Origin of the sequence: Streptomyces sp. NPDC018026 (assembly GCF_044327745.1) — a bacterium.
Classification (GTDB): Bacteria; Actinomycetota; Actinomycetes; order Streptomycetales; family Streptomycetaceae; genus Streptomyces; species Streptomyces rubrogriseus.
The window spans coordinates 195,104-212,037 of sequence record NZ_JBIRFY010000001.1 but is presented as its reverse complement, the minus strand read 5'-3'; the positions used below and the strand labels follow the sequence as shown (position 1 = coordinate 212,037).

10 protein-coding genes and 1 pseudogene are annotated in these 16,934 nt (G+C 70.1%); 5 read left to right on the top strand and 6 right to left on the bottom strand.

What is annotated here, in order from left to right:
• Positions 1-35 precede the first annotated feature (35 nt).
• Positions 36-6,674 carry a beta-ketoacyl synthase N-terminal-like domain-containing protein gene (locus ACH4D3_RS00885; RefSeq protein ID WP_398314950.1) on the top strand — a complete coding sequence of 2,213 codons (6,639 nt, stop codon included), beginning with the start codon at positions 36-38 and terminating at the stop codon, positions 6,672-6,674.
• Positions 6,675-8,240: 1,566 nt separating this feature from the next.
• Positions 8,241-8,432, top strand: coding sequence for a hypothetical protein (locus ACH4D3_RS00880; protein ID WP_398314948.1), 192 nt, complete (start codon positions 8,241-8,243; stop codon positions 8,430-8,432).
• Between the two features lie 318 nt (positions 8,433-8,750).
• On the opposite strand, the gene ACH4D3_RS00875 is transcribed toward ACH4D3_RS00880, so the two are convergent.
• On the bottom strand, positions 8,751-9,800 hold the full coding sequence (locus ACH4D3_RS00875; RefSeq protein WP_398314946.1) for a DnaB-like helicase N-terminal domain-containing protein: 1,050 nt from the start codon (positions 9,798-9,800) through the stop codon (positions 8,751-8,753).
• Between the two features lie 294 nt (positions 9,801-10,094).
• On the opposite strand from ACH4D3_RS00875, the gene ACH4D3_RS00870 reads away from it, so the two are divergent.
• A complete protein-coding gene (locus ACH4D3_RS00870) occupies positions 10,095-10,502 on the top strand; it encodes a hypothetical protein (RefSeq protein WP_398314944.1) in 408 nt (135 codons plus the stop codon).
• A gap of 660 nt (positions 10,503-11,162) precedes the next feature.
• On the opposite strand, the gene ACH4D3_RS00865 is transcribed toward ACH4D3_RS00870, so the two are convergent.
• From ACH4D3_RS00865 to ACH4D3_RS00845, 5 genes and pseudogenes are all read right to left on the bottom strand, one after another.
• Complete coding sequence (locus ACH4D3_RS00865; RefSeq protein ID WP_398314942.1) at positions 11,163-11,555, bottom strand: type II toxin-antitoxin system death-on-curing family toxin; 393 nt, start codon at positions 11,553-11,555, stop codon at positions 11,163-11,165.
• Positions 11,552-11,746 carry a ribbon-helix-helix protein, CopG family gene (locus ACH4D3_RS00860; RefSeq protein ID WP_398314940.1) on the bottom strand — a complete coding sequence of 65 codons (195 nt, stop codon included), beginning with the start codon at positions 11,744-11,746 and terminating at the stop codon, positions 11,552-11,554. Before ACH4D3_RS00860 ends, ACH4D3_RS00865 begins: the two co-directional genes overlap by 4 nt.
• Before the next feature lie 697 nt (positions 11,747-12,443).
• The gene (locus ACH4D3_RS00855; RefSeq protein WP_398314938.1) at positions 12,444-12,707 is read right to left on the bottom strand and encodes a GlsB/YeaQ/YmgE family stress response membrane protein; all 264 of its coding nucleotides are present in this window, start codon (positions 12,705-12,707) and stop codon (positions 12,444-12,446) included.
• 5 nt (positions 12,708-12,712) lie between these two features.
• Positions 12,713-13,261: pseudogene (locus tag ACH4D3_RS00850) on the bottom strand (ion transporter); the annotation flags it as partial.
• A gap of 618 nt (positions 13,262-13,879) precedes the next feature.
• Positions 13,880-14,515 (bottom strand): MarR family winged helix-turn-helix transcriptional regulator, encoded by a 636-nt coding sequence (locus ACH4D3_RS00845; protein ID WP_398314936.1) that lies wholly within the window; start codon positions 14,513-14,515, stop codon positions 13,880-13,882.
• A gap of 110 nt (positions 14,516-14,625) precedes the next feature.
• On the opposite strand from ACH4D3_RS00845, the gene ACH4D3_RS00840 reads away from it, so the two are divergent.
• Positions 14,626-15,597 carry an aldo/keto reductase gene (locus ACH4D3_RS00840; protein WP_398314934.1) on the top strand — a complete coding sequence of 324 codons (972 nt, stop codon included), beginning with the start codon at positions 14,626-14,628 and terminating at the stop codon, positions 15,595-15,597.
• Between the two features lie 77 nt (positions 15,598-15,674).
• Positions 15,675-16,766 carry a Gfo/Idh/MocA family protein gene (locus ACH4D3_RS00835; RefSeq protein ID WP_398314932.1) on the top strand — a complete coding sequence of 364 codons (1,092 nt, stop codon included), beginning with the start codon at positions 15,675-15,677 and terminating at the stop codon, positions 16,764-16,766.
• The last annotated feature ends 168 nt before the right edge of the window (positions 16,767-16,934 follow it).

Below are 16,934 nucleotides of genomic sequence, written 5' to 3'. Positions count from 1 at the left end.
CCCCGCCCTCCGCCCTGTCCTGAAGGGAGACCCGCATGCGTCGCGAACCGATCGCCGTCGTCGGACGAGGCTGTGTGCTGCCCGGCGCGCTGGATCCGGACACGTTCTGGGAGAACATCGCCGCCGGCCGCGTGAGCCTGTCGGCCGCCCCGGCGGGCCGATGGCGGCTGCCGCGCGGCTGGGCCATGGGTTCCGTGGCGGACCACCTCGACCGTACGTGGACCGATGTCGGGGGGTACGTCCAGGGGTTCGAGTCCGTCTTCGATCCGGGCGGCTTCGGCATCGCCCCGGAGCGCATCGCGTCCTTGGACCCGCTCTTCCACTGGGTGCTGTACGGGGTGCGGCAGGCGCTCGCCGAGGCGGGCAGTGCGGGTCCGCTGCCGCGCGGGGGGCTGGTGCTGGGGAACCTGTCGTACCCCACAGCCTCCGGGGCGGCCTTCGCCGAACACGTTTGGCTGTCCGCCCAGCGGGCTTCGCTCCGTGACGCCCTGTTGACGGGTGAGCGCCGTACGCGCCCCGACGCCCGCAACCGTTTCTCCTCCGGGCTGCCCGCCCGGCTCGCGGCCCGCGCGCTCGGGCTCGGGGCGGGGGCCTGGTCCCTCGACGCCGCCTGTGCGTCCTCGTTGTACGCGATCAAACTGGCGTGCGACCGGCTGCACGACGGCACGGCCGACCTGATGGTGGCCGGTGCGGTCAGCCGCCCCGATCCCCTCTACCTCCACGTGGGGTTCTGCGGGCTGTCCGCGACGAGCCGCACGGGGCGCAGCCGCCCCTTTCACCGGGACGCGGACGGGCTGGTGCACGGTGAGGGTGCCGGGTTCGTCGCCCTGATGCGGTTGTCCGGGGCTCGCGCCGCCGGCCTGCCGGTGCTCGGTGTGATCCGCGGTGTGGGTCTGTCCAACGACGGGCGGGGTTCCGGCCTGATCAGCCCGTCGGAGGAGGGTCAGGTACGGGCCATGCGCCTGGCGTACGACATGGCGGGTGTCGCTCCCGAGTCGGTGTCGCTCGTCGAGTGCCACGCGACGGGGACGCCGGTCGGGGACGCGGTGGAGGCGCGCGGCATGGCCCGGGTCTTCGGGTCGGGCGACGACGTACCCATCGGTTCCGCGAAGTCGAATGTCGGGCACCTGCTGGCCTCGGCGGGGGTGGCGGGGCTGCTCAAGGTGCTCGGCGCGATGCGGGCGGGGGTACGCCCGGCGACGCTCGGGGCCGGGCGTCCGCTGGAGTTGCTGGCGGACACGCCCTTGCGGGTGCTGTCCGCGCCGGAGGAGTGGGTGGGGCGACGCAGGGCGGCGATCAGCGCGTTCGGGTTCGGCGGGACCAACGCCCATCTGGTCGTCGACGCTCCGGACGTCGCTCCCCTGCCCCCCGTACGGCGTGGCGGACCGGTTGCCGCCGCGCCGGAGCCGGCTCCTGAACGTGACGCGCCGGGCGCCCGTACACCGGTGGCGATCGTCGCCCTCGGTACCCGGGTCGGCGAGGGGGCGTCGCTGGAGGACTTCCGCCGGGCGGTGCTGGGCGGCGAACGGCGCGGTCCCGTCGCGGAGATCGCCGTGGAACTGACGGGCCTGTGCTTCCCGCCGCTGGCCCTGGAGCGGACCGCGCGTCACCAGCTCCTGGTGCTGGAGGCCGCCAGGGAGGCCGCCAGGACGGTGAGCCTGCCGCGCGAGCGGACCATGGTGGTCATCGGTACGGGGGTGGACCCCGAGGTGGCCCGCGCCGGCGCCCGCTGGCGGGTCCCGTACTGGCTGGAGCAGTCCGGTGTGCCCGTCACCGCGCCGTCGGCGGATCTCGCCCGGGAGGCGTTCACCGGGCCCATGACGGCGGAAGCCGTGGTGGGCAGCATGCCGAACCTCGCGGCGAACCGCATCAGCACCCAACTGGATCTGGCGGGGCCCGGGTTCACGGTGTCCGCCGAGGAGGCGTCCGGGCTGGTCGCGTTGGAGGTCGCAGCCCGGGCCATCCGGTCGGGGGAGGCCGATGCCGCGCTCGTCGGTGCCACCGACCTCTCCTGCGAGGCGGTCCACCGGGTCGCCCTGCGGGAACTCGGGCACGAGGACGGCCCCGGGGACGCGGCCGTCGTCCTGGTCCTCAAGCCTCTGCACGCCGCGCGCAGGGACGGCGACACCGTCGTCGCCCTGCTGGACGAGGAGGGCGACGACGCACCGGACCTGGTCGTCGGCGACGGTCCCGACGCGGCGTTCGACCCGTCGTCGGCCTTCGGGCGTGCTCATGCCGCGTCCGGGCTCGTCTCCGTCGCCGTCGCCGCGGTCTCGCTCCAGCACCGCGCGGTGCCCCGCCCGGGCGGCCCCGCGGACACCGCGGCCGTCCCGCACACCGCGCGGGCCGAGGTCACGCCGCTGGACGGCCCCGCCGCGAGCGTACGGCTGCGCGCGGCGGACTGCCGGCCGTGGCTGCGAGGTCCGGCTCCGAGCCTGCACGTCTTCTCCGGGGCGGACCGGCGGGAGGTGCTGGCCGCCCTGGAGGCCGGCCGGGAGTCCTCGGCCGGCCCGGCCCGGCTGGCGCTCGTGGTCGACGGCGCCACCCTGCCGCCGGACCGCAGGGAAGCCGCCCGCCGCTGGTTGACGGAGGGTGGGATCCGCCCGGCCGACGTCCTGTACCGAGACGGGCCGGTCACCGGGCAGACCGCCTTCGTGTACACCAACGGATCGGCCACCTACCCGGGGATGGGCCATGAGCTGGCGCTCGCCCTGCCGTCGCTGGGCGAGCGGATCCGCGAGGAGCACGGGGCGGTGGGTACGCGGCTGCGGTCCCGGACCGAGCCCGGAGTGCTCGGCCAGATCTGGGCCGCCGCCGAACTGGCCTCCTTCCACACCGTGTTCAGCCGGGAGGTGCTCGGGCTTCGGCCGGACGCCGCGCTCGGGTACTCCTCGGGCGAGTCGACGGCGCTGGTCGCTCTGGGGGCATGGCCGGATGCCCCGGGGCTGTACGAAGCCACCCGGGACAGCGGTCTGTTCACGACCGAACTCACCGGCGAGCTGCGGGCGGTCCGACGCTACTGGCGACGGCGGGGCATCCAGGGCTCCCGGTGGTCGAGCTACCTGGTCAGCGCGTCCCTGGAAGCCGTCCGCGCGGAGCTCGCCACGGAGGCCGCGGTCCATCTGATGGCGGTGAACGCGCCCGAGGTCTGTGTCATCGGTGGCGAGTCCCGGGCCTGCGCGGCCGTCGTGGCCAGGCTCGGCGCCGACCGGGCGATCGAGCTGGACTACGACATGGCGGCCCACGCTCCGGAGTTGGCGGAGGTCCGCGAGGTGTGGCGCGAGACCCACCGTCGTCCCACGGTCGAGGTGCCCGGGGTTCGGTTCTACAGCGGGGCCACCGGGCGGGCGTACCGACCGACGGCCGAGCGAGCCGCTGAGGCGCTCACCGCCCAGGGACTCGGCACGATCGATTTCGCGGCCACGGTCGAGCAGGCGTGGGCGGACGGTGTCCGGGTCTTCGTGGAGCACGGGCCGCGCAGGCTGTGCACCGGTTGGATCAAGCGGGTGCTCGGCGACCGGGAGCATGTGGCCGTCGCGCTGGACGCCCCGGGCGACGCCGGGCTGCGGCACCTGTGTCTCGCGGTCGCCGAACTCGTCGTCGCCGGAGTGCCCGTGCGGGCCGACGCGTTGCTCACCCGCCTCGCCGAGGCCGCGACGGAACTCCCGCGGCCCGGCCCCACCGTCACCGTTCCCGTACCCCCCTCTCCGCGCCTACCGCCCCTGGAGCCTGCCGTGACCGTTCTGCCCCGGGCACCCGAGCTGGCACCCGTACCGGACCGGCTCCCCGGCCGCCGCGCCGCCCCGGTGGGCCAGGACTTTGGCCGCCTCCCCGCCCCGGCCGCCGGCGCCGTACCCCTGCCCGCCGCGGGACAGCGCTCCCGGCCGCCCGCCGAAGGCGACCGGGAGCCGGGGACGGCAGGCGTTCGGGCCGTGGTCGCCCGGCAGAGTCAGCGGGTCGCCACGCTGCACCAGGAGGTCATGGCCGCGCACGCCGAGGCTCATCAGCAGTTTCTGCGGATGTCCGCGCTCGCCGTGACGGCGCTGACCGCCGTCGGCCCGACCAGATCCGGCTCCGGCCCCGTTCCCGTACGGCCGTCCACCCCCGCCGCACCGCCTCCACCCACCGGGCCTTCACCCGCGGCCCCGGCGCTCCCCAGGCCCCGGCCGGTGCCCGGCTCCCCCACGGCAGCCGCGCCCGCGCCGGCTCCGAAGCCGGGACCGACGTTCGACCGCGCCCAACTGGAGCACCTCGCCTCCCGCGAGATCTCCACCCATTTCGGTACGCGCTTCGCCGAACAGGACCGATACGCGGTACAGACCCGGATGCCCGGGCCGCCCATGCTGCTCGCCGACCGGGTCACCGGCATCGACGCGGTACCTGCGGCGCTCGTCCTGCCGGATCCGGTCCGCACGGACGGGAGGATCTGGACGGAGACCGATGTCCTGCCCGACAGCTGGTACCTGGACTCCACGGGGCGTATGCCGACCGGCCTGCTGATCGAGGCGGGCCAGGCCGACCTGCTGCTGCTCAGTTGGCTGGGCGTCGACCTCCTCAACCGGGGTGAGCGCGCCTACCGGCTGCTCGGCTGCGAGGTGACGTTCCACGGCGGCCCGCCGCAACCCGGCGACACACTGTGCTTCGAGATCCATGTCGACGGGCACGCGGAGGTCGACGGCGTTCGACTGGCCTTCTTCCACTACGACTGCTACGTGGACGGTGAGCTGCGGCTCAGTGTCCGCGAGGGCCAAGCCGGCTTCTTCACCCCCGGGGAGCTCGCCGGCAGCGGTGGTGTGCGCTGGGATCCCGCCGAGCACCCGCCAGGAGACGACCTGCCGCTCGACCCGCCGACCGTGTGCTGCGAACGGTCCCGTTTCGGCGTGGACCAGGTGCGAGCCCTGATGCGAGGGCGGCCTGCGGACTGCTTCGGCCCCGGCTGGGAGGCGACAGCGGCCCACGTCCGCTCGCCGAGGCTCGACAAGGAGCGACTGCGACTGCTGGACGAGGTCACCGCGTTCGACCCCGCCGGAGGGCCGTGGGGCCGAGGCTATCTGCGCGCCGAGACCTCGTTGTCCCCGGACGACTGGTTCTTCGCCGGCCACTTCAAGAACGACCCCTGCATGCCAGGCACTCTGATGCTGCAGGGCGGTCTCCAGGCGATGGCGTTCTACCTGACGGCCATGGGCTTCACCGTCGACCGGGACGGCTGGCGCTTCGAGCCGGTCGGCGAACACCCCGCCAGGGCGATGTGCCGGGGCCAGGCGACCCCGGAGAGCCGGCGGGTCGACTACGAGGTGTTCGTACGCGGCGTCTCGGCCGGGCCGGTGCCGACGCTCTACGCGGACGTCCTCGGCTCGGTGGACGGAGCGAAGGCGTTCCTGGGCCGCGGCATGGCGCTCCGGCTGGTTCCCGACTGGCCGTTGTCGCACTGGCGGCATTCGGGGCCGCCCGCCGTGCAGGCCGACGGAGCGCCGGTGCCGCTGTCGCGGCTCGGCGGGCTGGCGGGCCACCGGGAGGAGAAGCCGGTGGCCGCGGCCGTCGACGGACTCCCCTTCGACTACGCCTCGCTGCTGGCATGCGCCTGGGGCCGGCCGAGCGAAGCCTTCGGCGCCATGTACGAACCCTTCGACGGCACCCGCAGGGTGGCCCGTCTTCCCGGCCCGCCCTACCACTTCATGAGCCGCATCGTGTCTGTGGACGGCCGGCAGGGTGCGATGAGGGAAGGCAGCGTCGTCGTCGCCGAATACGACGTGCCGGCCCAGGCGTGGTTCTTCGAGCAGAACGGTGGCCGCGCCATGCCGTTCGCCGTCCTCATGGAGGTCGCGCTGCAGCCCTGCGGTTGGCTGGCCTCGTACGCGGGCAGCGCGGTGACCAGCGAGGCAGACCTGCTGTTCCGCAACCTCGACGGGTCGGGAACGGTCACCGGCGAGGTCACCCCCGCGACGCGTACGGTCCGCACCAGGGCCGAACTGACACGGGTGTCGCGCAACGGGGACATGGTCATCGAGTCGTTCCGGGTGACGTGCGAGGCCGACGATGTGCCCGTGTTCGAACTCTCCACGGTCTTCGGCTACTTCCCCCGGTCGGCCTTCGACGACCAGCAGGGTCTCGCGGCTTCGGCGGCCGACCGGGCCCGTCTGGAGGAGTCTCACGGCCCTGTGGTCGACCTGACCACCCGTCCCGCCCGGCACTGCGCCGGGGAACTGCGCTTGCCGGGACCGATGTTGTTGATGCTGGACCGCATCACGGGCTACTGGCCGAACGGCGGAAGCGCGGGACTGGGCCGGCTGCGGTCGGAGAAGGACGTTCGCCCGGACGCCTGGTTCTTCCGTGCCCACTTCTTCCAGGACCCGGTGCAGCCCGGCTCGTTGGGCGTCGAAGCCATGTGCCAACTGCTCCAGTACCACCTGCTCGAAAGCGGTGCGGCCGACGGCGTAGCCCACCCCAGGTTCGAACCGGTGCTGCTCGGTCGCGAGGTGGCCTGGACGTACCGCGGCCAGATCACTCCGGCCAATCGGCTGATCCGAGTGGACATGGACATCGTGGAGAGCGGCACGGACTCGCGGGGACCCTATGCCGTGGCGGACGCGTCGCTGTGGGGCGACGACACGTGCATCTACCGGGTGCGGGGGCTGGGTGTGCGCGTGGTACCGGGGTCAGTCGGCGGACCGTGAGACGCCGCCTTCTCGTCCAGCGTGGAATACACCTCGGCCCCGAACACGTTCGTCCGGGGCCGCTCGACCGCCGACACCGGAAGACCCACGTCACCGACCTTCGACTCGGCCCGGTTCTGGGCATCGCCAATAGCCTCGATGACAAGTGCCTGCTTACTGCGGCCCTCCCGAGGGGCCCGCTCCGTAGGCTTCGCGTCCAGGTCGCCAGGAAGTCGGAGTGTCATCCGAGCGTCAAGAATCTCCGAAAGCCCCTCTGAGTGCGTCGCCCATGCAGGCACCTCACTCACGAACCCGCAGGTCAGCAATCTGCAAAGATCGATCCGTCGCTCGAACCGTTCCACGGAGGGAAACAGGTCGAGCAACCCACCCGAACAACAAAAGCGCAGGTCAGGACCCCTTGCCCGCAGACTCCAGGACCGCCACGCACTCCACGTGGTGCGTCATCGGAAACATGTTGCCCCGGGCGCAGGCGGCAAAGCAGCAGGTCAGATGGGATTTCGACGCCCGAATGAGGGGCCATCAAGCGCCCGGAGCGCCAAATGAGCGTCACGGCCGTACGTCGATTCAGCTCGGGCGATCTGGCGTGTCACGGACACCGCAGTACGGCGGCACCTCCCCAGTACGAAACCTCACGCCGTTGAGTCGTGTCGGTGCGCCCACTGTGAACCCGCCTCAGGCACGAGGGAGACGTCGACGCGCCCCGCGGCCCGCGCCACCTCCGCGTCAATGGTGTGAGCATGTCACACGCGCTCCAGGTGCACGCCCTCTTGTCTCCGATGTGGGAGAGCGTGTGCAACGCCTGGTTGCTGGCCCGGGTGCGTCCGGAATCGAGTTCCCGGCGCGTCCGGGGCAGGTTGATCTCCGCTGAGATACGGGTCAGCGCCTAGGGCCACGCCGTACACTCGCTGCACACGACATTTATGCTGGCCGACATCTTCTCTGCTTACCTGGAGACCGCTCCCACCTGGGTGAGGCTCAAGGGCGGCCAGCGCGGCGAGATGGCCCGCACCGGGGCGCCGTAGTCCGACACATCTCGAGCCAACGCCCTGTCAGCGGCCAGCTCGTTCTTCGCATACCTCGACACCGTCAACGAGCGGCCGGTGAGCGACCCGTTCGCTGCAGTCCGGCGGCCGGTGATCGACCCGGACTACTCGGCGACTGAGGGCCTGACCGAGGCGGAGACGGTCCGGCTGCTGGTGGCCGTCCGCGATGAGCAACAGCCGGCGGCGTACCGGCCGCGGGCATACGCCTTGCTGTTGATGATCTACACGGCGTGCCTGCGGATCGACTCCGTGCTCGCAGGCGACGTCGAGGACCTCGGCTGCGACCGCGGTCACTGTGTACTCAACGCCCGGGTCAAGGGCGGCGCAAGGAAGAAGAAGGCTATCCCGCCGCACACCTGGGACGCCCTGCAGGAGTACCTCGACGGTCGTACGACCGGGCCGCTATTCACCACCGCCTCCGGTGGACGGCTCGGCGAGCCCGCCGTGTGGCGTATGATCCGCTCCCTCGCGCGTCGGGCCGGCCCTCGGGCTGCCGCAGGCCAAATCGATCCACCCCCACGTGATGACGCACATGGCCATCACGCATGCTGCCGCCCGGACCGACGCCCGGATCAACCGGGCGCAGGAGTGGGCCGATCACCAGGACGCCCCCACCACCAGCTGGTACAACTACAGGTGCGGACTGCTCGACAACAGCCTGGGCTACGTTCTCGCCGAAGCGCTGGCGTACGGCCTCGACTCCGGGGCGGACTGAACGGAACGGGATGCGCCTTGAGTTCGGTGTCCACCCACCTGGCAGCCGCACGTGGTCGGGCTGCGCGAGCGCAACGTGAAGGTGTCCAGTGACGGCTTAGGCGAACTTTTCGAAAACCTTGAAGCCGCGCGCGTACGTCTTCTGCGTGTTCGTGCTGCGCCGGTGGGCCTTCCAGGCCGCGGCCGGGGCGGGGAGCCGGTCATTTGTGCCGTACAGGGAGACGAGGAAGTCGTGCAGCCTCCGTGCGTGTTCAGGCCAGTGATCGCGTGGGACGCGGCGCTCGGTTAGCGCTCCCCCAGCGCTGATCCACAGTGATGGTCACCGCGGCGCCTCCGGAGTTTCGATCTGCCCGGGTCCAATAGCGGCACTGATGACGTCGTGGGCCACGTGGATCATGTCGTCCATTGGAAGATCACTTGTGTAGGCCAGCTGCGCGATTTGGGCGCTGGCCTCGATGAGACGGCGCCGTACGGCTGTGTCGCGGACGTTCTCCGCGTAGTAGCCGGCATTGGCCGCCGAGGGCACCGCCTGGACGAGCATGTGCAGATAGCGTGCGCCCCCCGCGCGGTCGAGTTCGCCGCGCCGGTCGAGTTCAGCAGCGACGGTGATGGGGTCGGCAGGCTTGTCTTCCGTGTAGAGACCGAGGACGGCCTGGTAGATCGTCTCGTGCGCGGGCCGGTAGAAATCGCGCCCCTCCTGAAGGATCTTGACGACGTCGGCGATGGCGTCCTTGGAAAGCAGCATGCCGCCGAGGACGGACTGCTCGGCATCGAGATCCTGTGGTGGCACGCGGGTGAACCCGCCGCCGTCTGTGTCGTCCCATTGCCCAGTCCTGAGCGTCTCGGCTCTGCTGCGGGACGGGGAACGATGCCCGGGGGAACCTTGAAAAGCCCGGAGAGGGGCGAGCAGCGTCGCCTCAGCGCGCTGGCGCTCGTGCTCCTTCAGCTGATCGGCCAGCAACTCGGCCACGGCCAGGGCGCATGTCGGGTAGTAGCGGGGGTCGCGCATCGCGCGGTGGACCATCGTGTGCGAGAACGGCTGGTCCGCCTCACTGAGCTGCCTCGAGATCTGTCGCACGCTCGGGGCTCCTGCCCGCTCATGCAACTCGGCCATAGCCTGGGGCAACTGCTCGTCGACCCAATCACGGCCACCCTCGCTCGCGGAACGGGCGCGGCTGGCCACCTGCAGCACCTTCATGCGCTCGTCGCGCGGCACGCCCAAGGCGACGAGGTAGGCGTGGACGGTCTTCTCCGACGGGACCGAGGCGCCGTTCAGAGCGCGGGACAGGGTGGCGGGACTGGTCCCGGCCCTGCGGGCGAGTTCCGCCAGCGTCAGCCCCGCTTCCGCCCGCAGCTCGCGGAGTGACATAGCAAGGTCCTGTACTGGGCGAGGCGCGTCCGCGTCCAGCGCCCGCGCGGGACGCCCCGTCGGCCGTGGCCGGTGGCGCGCCGACGGGTTGGGGTGCTCCTCCGCCTGCTCCGTGGGGTCCTGCGCCCGTGCCTGGCGTCCCGCCGCCATCACCGCTCACCTCGCATGTTGGCCGATTCTTTCATTTTTTCATAGACTACGGAACACGCACTCGGGCGGCACCGGCCGTTCCGTTCGTCGTGCATTGGTGTACCCAGAACCGACCCCATGGGCCACACCGGGAGGGGAAGCCCCATGTCGAGTCTCCAGTCCGCACTCCTGGCGTGCGCCACCGTCGTCGCCCTGGTGCTCGCGTTCGCGGCCTTCCGGGTGGCGGCCAGGTCCTCGCCGCCGCCAGGCCAGTCCTGGGCCGCGGCGGGCGCGGCCGTGGTGGCGTTCGCCGTCGACGTCGCCTCCGTGATGAGCGCACTGGGGCTGCCGGAGACGACCCCGGGCGCCGTTCGGATCGCCTGGACCGGCTTCGGAGTCCTGTGCTCGGCGGCCGTCGCCGTGTTCGCGTACACCGTGAACACGCCAGCCCCCGCGCCCGCGGGCGGCAGCACCGTCCCAGTCGCGAGCACCCCCGTCCAGGTGTTCGCCGCAGGCGGAGCCTTCACCGGCGCGCTGACCGTGATGGGGGTGCTGGCCATCCTGCTCGGCTGACCCACGCCGGCTCTCCCTCCCCCTCGGACGCCCCGGCCATGACCGGGGCGTTCCTTGCGTGCGGCCAAGGCAAGTAAAGACAGGATAACTACAATTATCCTATTTTACATGGACGGACGTCATCCACGGCACGGACCCCATGCTGCTGTACGAATCTTTCCCCCAATCACGCGCGATGTTTTTCCCCTGCTACGCCACACTTAAGGCGTCTCGATACAACAGCGGGCTAGGGGTTATGACACCACAATGAATGATCGAACAGCCCAAGAAGGTTGATTCCGGGAGAATCGGCAATATTCCGAATGCATACCCAAGAGCGCAGGCAGAACAGCAGCATACTGAGGATGCCGCGCTTGTCGAGCGGCTGCGGCGGTCCGGCTTCCGCGGCCCGTAGATGGACCTGACCCGAGAGCGGCAACGATGTCGTTGAACGGCTGGCGCTCCAACCGAAAGATCGTGGCACGCGAGACGATCCCCGTCTGCCCCTCGCCGGGCTCGCCGGGAGCTCAGCCGCTTATTCTCGTAGACGCGCCAGCTGAGGAGAGCTGGTTGCCCCTGGCCGCGTCTTATTTGACTCGCAAAGCCGCAAGTCAGCTCCCTTTGCGGCAAGCTCCAGTGTTGCCACGCACCGCACATGCTGCGCTCTCATCTAATCGAGCGTCAGGAAACGGGGAACCAGGTCGCCAGGCGCTTGGCGATCGCCGGTACGTCAACGTTGTCCTGCGCGACGTCCTCGACGAACGGGCCGGCAATGGAGACGTGTGGCGGGGCGGTACTGGCGCTGACGCCGTTGAACCGCAGGAAAACACGCATGGCAAGCCAGGCGGTGCGCTTGTTGCCGTCGATCAGCGCGTGATTGCGAGCGACGGAGTGCAGCAGTGCCGCCGCCTTCTCGTGCAGCGTGGGATACAGCTCGGCCCCGAACACGTTCGTCCGGGGGCGCTCGATCGCGGACACCAGAAGGCCCATGTCACGCACGCTGTGCTCGGTACCGTTGACCGTGCGGGCGACGGCCAGGATCTCGTCGATCTGGATGTAGCGCACGTCGGTCACTTCAGGTAGTCCAGGATCTCCGCATCGCTGTCCATCAGCTCGGCCAGGACGTCATCGACCTTCAGCTCGGCCCGGTTCTGGGCGTCACGGATAGCCTCGATGGCAAGTTCCTGCTTGCTACGACCTTCCTGACGAGCCCGCTCGGACAGCTTCGCGTCAAGGTCATCAGGGAGTCGGAGTGTCATCGCCATACATGCATGATACCTGATCGGTATCACGGCTGAGGTGGTCGAGTCGTGTTCCCTAAAAACGTGGAGCCCAAGGTGGCGGCGCACAGCGCCTCAGGAGGCGCAGCAGAGGCTTCTGCTGCAAGCGTCGTCCGAGCGTCAAGAATCTCCGAACGCCCCTCAAAGTCGTCGCCCGTGCAACGCACCTCGCTCACGAATCCTCAGGTCAGCGAGCTACAGAGATCGATCCGCCCGCTCGAACCGCTGCACTGAGGGAAACAGGTAGGGCAACCCACCCGGACCGACAAAAGCGCAGGTCAGTTCGCCTTGCCCGCAGGCTCCAAAATCGCGACACACTCCACATGATGGGTCATCGCGAAACATGTGGACACGAAAGCATGTGGAAATACGTGCAGCTCAACAGCGCGCGACACGCAAATCCGGCATACGGGTCACGTCGTTACGGGCATAGTGTGCGCTACGTGCGCCATCATGACGCACGCCGCGTGCGCAACCGAGCGCTTCAGACCGAACGAGAACTGCAGCCCTCACCTCCGCGAAGGAGCAGCACTGCACGCCACGGAAGGGGCTATTTCGCGGCCCGGGCCGGGCGCTTCCAGGCCGCGCTCACCGAAAAACGCCAAGGCCACCTCGGAACGCTGTCGCCCCAGCTCGCGTGGCTGCGAACGTACGGATCCGCGCAGCCGAGGTGTCACGCCGGTCACCGGCGGCCGGTGAACCGCTCCACTCCGACGACGCCGAGCGCGGTGAGACCGATCTGGATGGCGAGTTCGATCCAGGCGATGCCCTTGGTGTCGGCGACGTTGAAGGCGCCGGCGATGGCCGTGCCGGCCAGGGCCGCGACGATGCCGGCCGGGATCGTCCACCAGATGCCGATGCGCTGGCGGCCGGGGATGATCAGGCGGCCCGGGGCTCCGATCACGACGCCGATCACGATCGCGGTGAAGATGCCCGAGACCTTCATGCCCGTCAGCCTCGCCTTGACCCGACGGTTCGACACAGCTGTCGAATTACGGGTTCCCCCGCAGCGGCGGTGCAGTAGCTTCCGTGCCAGTCGGGCGGGGCACGGAGAGGATCGCCAGGCTCTCCTCCAACTCGTCGAGTGCTCTGCGCGCCGACACTGATGAGGACGTTGACCAGAACGAAGGAGGCGATGAGGACGTAGCTGGCGTAGTAGAGGACGCTCCAGCGAGAGATCTCCAGGCCCGCGCGGACGGCGTCACCGAGGCCGTCGAGCGTCATGAGCAGGAACAGGGTCAGGACGGCGCGGCCGATCGAGCCGAAGTGTTCGGGGGCGGCGCGGGCGAAGAAGACCCAGCCCACCATCGCGTAGACGTACAGCAGGAGTCCGCCCACGAGCAGGAAGCTGACCGTGCCGGGCAGGCTGCGGCCCACCGCGACGAGCACGATGCGCAGTTGGGGCAGGAAGCGGGCGGCGCGCAAGACGCGGGCGAGGCGGAGAAGTCCCCGCACGGTGGTGTTCTCCCGGACGACGGGGAGGAACGCGCAGGCCACCACGAACGGGGCACTTCCTCAGGGTCTCGACCGAGTCGGATGGAATCGGCGAGCAGGGAGTTGACTCGGCGCGCTGTGGGCTCAGTGGCGGAGGATGGCGCTGGCCGCCGACCGGCGGACCACGGCCCCGCAGAGGCGTGCGGCTGGCATGGCTTTCTCGATGTCCTGCGACAGCAGTTGTCGACACACATGCCTCCGCTGTTCCGCTGTTTGCTGCTTGCCCGAACTGGCAGCCGAGGTGCCTCCCGAACGGCGCGAGACGCTGCTCTTCAACGTCGACAGAGCCAGGCGCGTCCGATGAAGATCTTGGGCCAGCCGCCCAACGACTCGTTGGGTGGCGATGGCGACACGCCCCCTGCCGAGCCGCCCTCGCATTCCGGCTCCCACCCGCTTTGGGTGTGCAAGTTCATCTCCGGCAAAAACTGGCAGAACGCCGTCAAGTCGATGGTCGTCACGGACGGTGAAGGTCGCATGCTGTGGTGCAGCCCAGCACGGCCCGCAAGCTGCGCGGACCTCACTCACGCCCGCCGGTCAGGGCTGGTCAGGCTCTTGGCCGGCGGGCTCGCGGGGAGTCACGATCAAGGTGTCGGCCGGAGGCTGTGAAGCAGGATGAATCGTGGGTTACTGGCCGTCCACTGCGCCGTCCCCCGGAGGCGAAGCCGCAGCGCTCGCGTCGGGTTGCCCGCGCTTGATGGCCGCGTCCACCGCCGCACCGATGCGGCGCAGTGCCGCCAGCTCCTGAGGACCGAGATCATCGATCAGGTACTCGCGGACTGCGGCGACGTGTCCCGGCGCCGCCGCCACCACTACGTCGTAGCCGGCCTCGGTCAGCGTCGCGGTGGTGCGCCTTCCGGAACCGGGGATCCGCTTCCGCGCGAGCAGTTCGCGCTTCTCGAGCCGACCGACGACATGGGACAGCCTCGACAGTGACGCAGCCGTTCGCGCGGCCAGGGCGCTCATCTGCATGGTGCGGTCCGGCTGCTCGGAGAGGACCGAGAGCACCATGTACTCGAAGAAGGTCAGCTGAGCCTCGCGCTGCATGCGCGCATCCAGCGCGGCCGGCAGGCTGATCATGATCGCGGAGTTGGCCAGCCACGCCGCCAGCTCGTCGCCGTTCAGCCATCGCGTCTCGGCAACCGGACCGGTGGAATCCCCCGAGCCGGAGCCTGCGTCGGCACGAGCCGTCGCCTCGGATGTCGGCCCGTTCCGTGGACGCCGACGGCGCCGGCCGTTCGTGTCATCTGCCGTACTCGCCATGAGGACATCCTAGAGCCACTTATTGACGCGTCAAGTTCGAAGGAGTAGAACTTGACGCGTCAAGTTCGCTCTGCGGCGCTGAGGCCCGCCCCACACGGAATGGACAACAGATGCAGTCCACGTCGCTCGGCAGGCTCGATGTCCCGCGCATCGGCCTGGGTGTCATGGGGATGTCGGCCTTTTACACCGGCACCGGCCGGGACGAAGCCGAGTCGATCCGCACCATTCGTCGCGCCGTCGACCTCGGTGTCACCCATCTGGACACCGCCGAGGTGTACGGCCCCTACATCAACGAGGAACTGCTGGGTCGCGCGATCAAGGGCCGCCGGGACGAAGTCGTCCTCGCCACCAAGTTCGGCCTCGTCTCCCACACCGGCCGGCCGGGCCCGGACAGCACCCCCGCCAACATTCACACGGCTGTCGACGGCTCACTGCGGCGGCTCGGAACCGACCGCATCGACCTCTACTACCAGCACCGGGTCGACCCCAACACTCCCATCGAGGAGACGGTGGGGGCGCTGAGCGAGCTGGTGGAGGCGGGCAAGGTCCTCCACATCGGGCTGTCGGAGGCGGCAGCGGCGACCGTCCGCCGGGCCCATGCGGTCCATCCCGTGGCCGCTGTCCAGAGCGAGTACTCGCTGTGGACGCGTGACCCGGAGGCCGAGGTGCTGCCCACGCTGCGCGAGCTCGGCATCGGGCTGGTTCCCTATGCACCGCTGGGACACGGATTTCTCACCGGTGACATCCGCACCCTGGACGGCTTGGACGCCGCCGACTGGCGTCGCTCCAATCCCCGGTTCACCGGCGACAACCTCACGCGCAACCTGCGCATCGTCGACCAGGTGCGCGAGGTCGCCGACGAGGTCGGGGCCACGCCCGCGCAGGTCGCTCTGGCCTGGCTGCTCGCGCAAGGAGACGGCATCACCCCCATTCCGGGGACGACACGCATCGACCGCCTCAAGGAGAACAGCGCCGCCGACGGCATCCGGCTCACCCCGGGCCAGATCGCCCGCCTGAACAACCTCACACCGGCGTCCGGCGAACGCCATGCCGAGCCCGACATGGCCGCCGTCGACCAGTGACAGAGGCGCGAACGCGCCGATTCGCCCCGCGCATCACACCACGTCTTGCTTCAGCGAAAGAAACGGAACACCACATCATGTCAAGCAATCTCATACGGGTCGGCATCATCGGCGCGGACACGAAGGCGAGCTGGGCGGGCGCATCGCACATACCCGCGCTGGCGGCACAGCCCGACTTCCACCTGGCCGGTGTGGCGACGCGGCACGAGGAGAGCGCGCGCGGCGCTGCCGAGGCGTTCGGCGCCGAGCGTTGGTTCGCGGACCCCTACGCTCTCATCGGTGACCCTTCGATCGACCTCGTCACCGTCGCGGTGAAGGTCCCGGCTCACCGCGAGCTCGTCCTGGCGGCCCTCGCGGCGAACAAGGCCGTGTACGCGGAGTCGCCGCTGGGCGCGACCGTCGCGCAGACGGAAGAGATGGCTGAGGCGGCCGGCGCACTGCACACCGCGATCGGCCTGCAGGGCCGGCTCAACCCCTCGGTACGCCGCGCGTCGGAGATCATCGCCGAGGGCCGGCTCGGGCGGCTGCTCTCGGCGCGAGTCGCCGCGACGACCTTCGGCAACGGCCCGGAGTCGGTGAGTGCGTACGAATACTTCGACAAGGCAGCGTCCGGAGCCGGTTTCCTCACCATCGCCGCGGGCCACGTCCTGGATGTGGTCGAGGCCGTTCTCGGCGACATCACCGAGATCGACGCCCGTACCGAACTCCTCTGGCCGCAGGTGAAGTTGGTCGACACCGGCGCGATGTCCGTCCGCGAGGTCCCGGATCACCTCGACGCCATCGCCAAGACCTCCTCGGGGGCGCCGGTCGGGGTGCAGATCCTGGCGGGCGTGCCCGCACCCGACGCCCACTTCAGTCTGGAGGTACGCGGATCGGAGGGCTGGCTGAAGCTGACGGGCGACCACCCCGCGGGCGTTCAGGTCGGCGACCTCACCCTCTCGTCGAGCGTCGACTTCACCGCGCCCGACCGCCCGGTCGCCACCGGCGCGGGACCCACCGCCGCCGACATCTGGACGGGCGCTTCCATCAACGTCGGCGAGGTCTACGCCAGCCTGGCCCGCGACATCACGAACGGCACCCACCACACCCCGGGATTCCAGCACGCCGCCCACAACAGCCGTCTCATCGCCCGAGTCGAACAAGCCGCCCGGACCGGCGTCCGGCAGTGACCGCGCCGCACCTCGCGACACCGTGGCTCACTGCCGTGACGGATACGGCGACCGATCCGCGGGCACGGGCGGCCGACATAGGTTCGGACTCGCTGAAGGGTTCCTGAGGCCCACCCCCCGATCAGAGAGTCGCTGATGATGTCAGTCCCTCGTCCTCGTCACCATGGC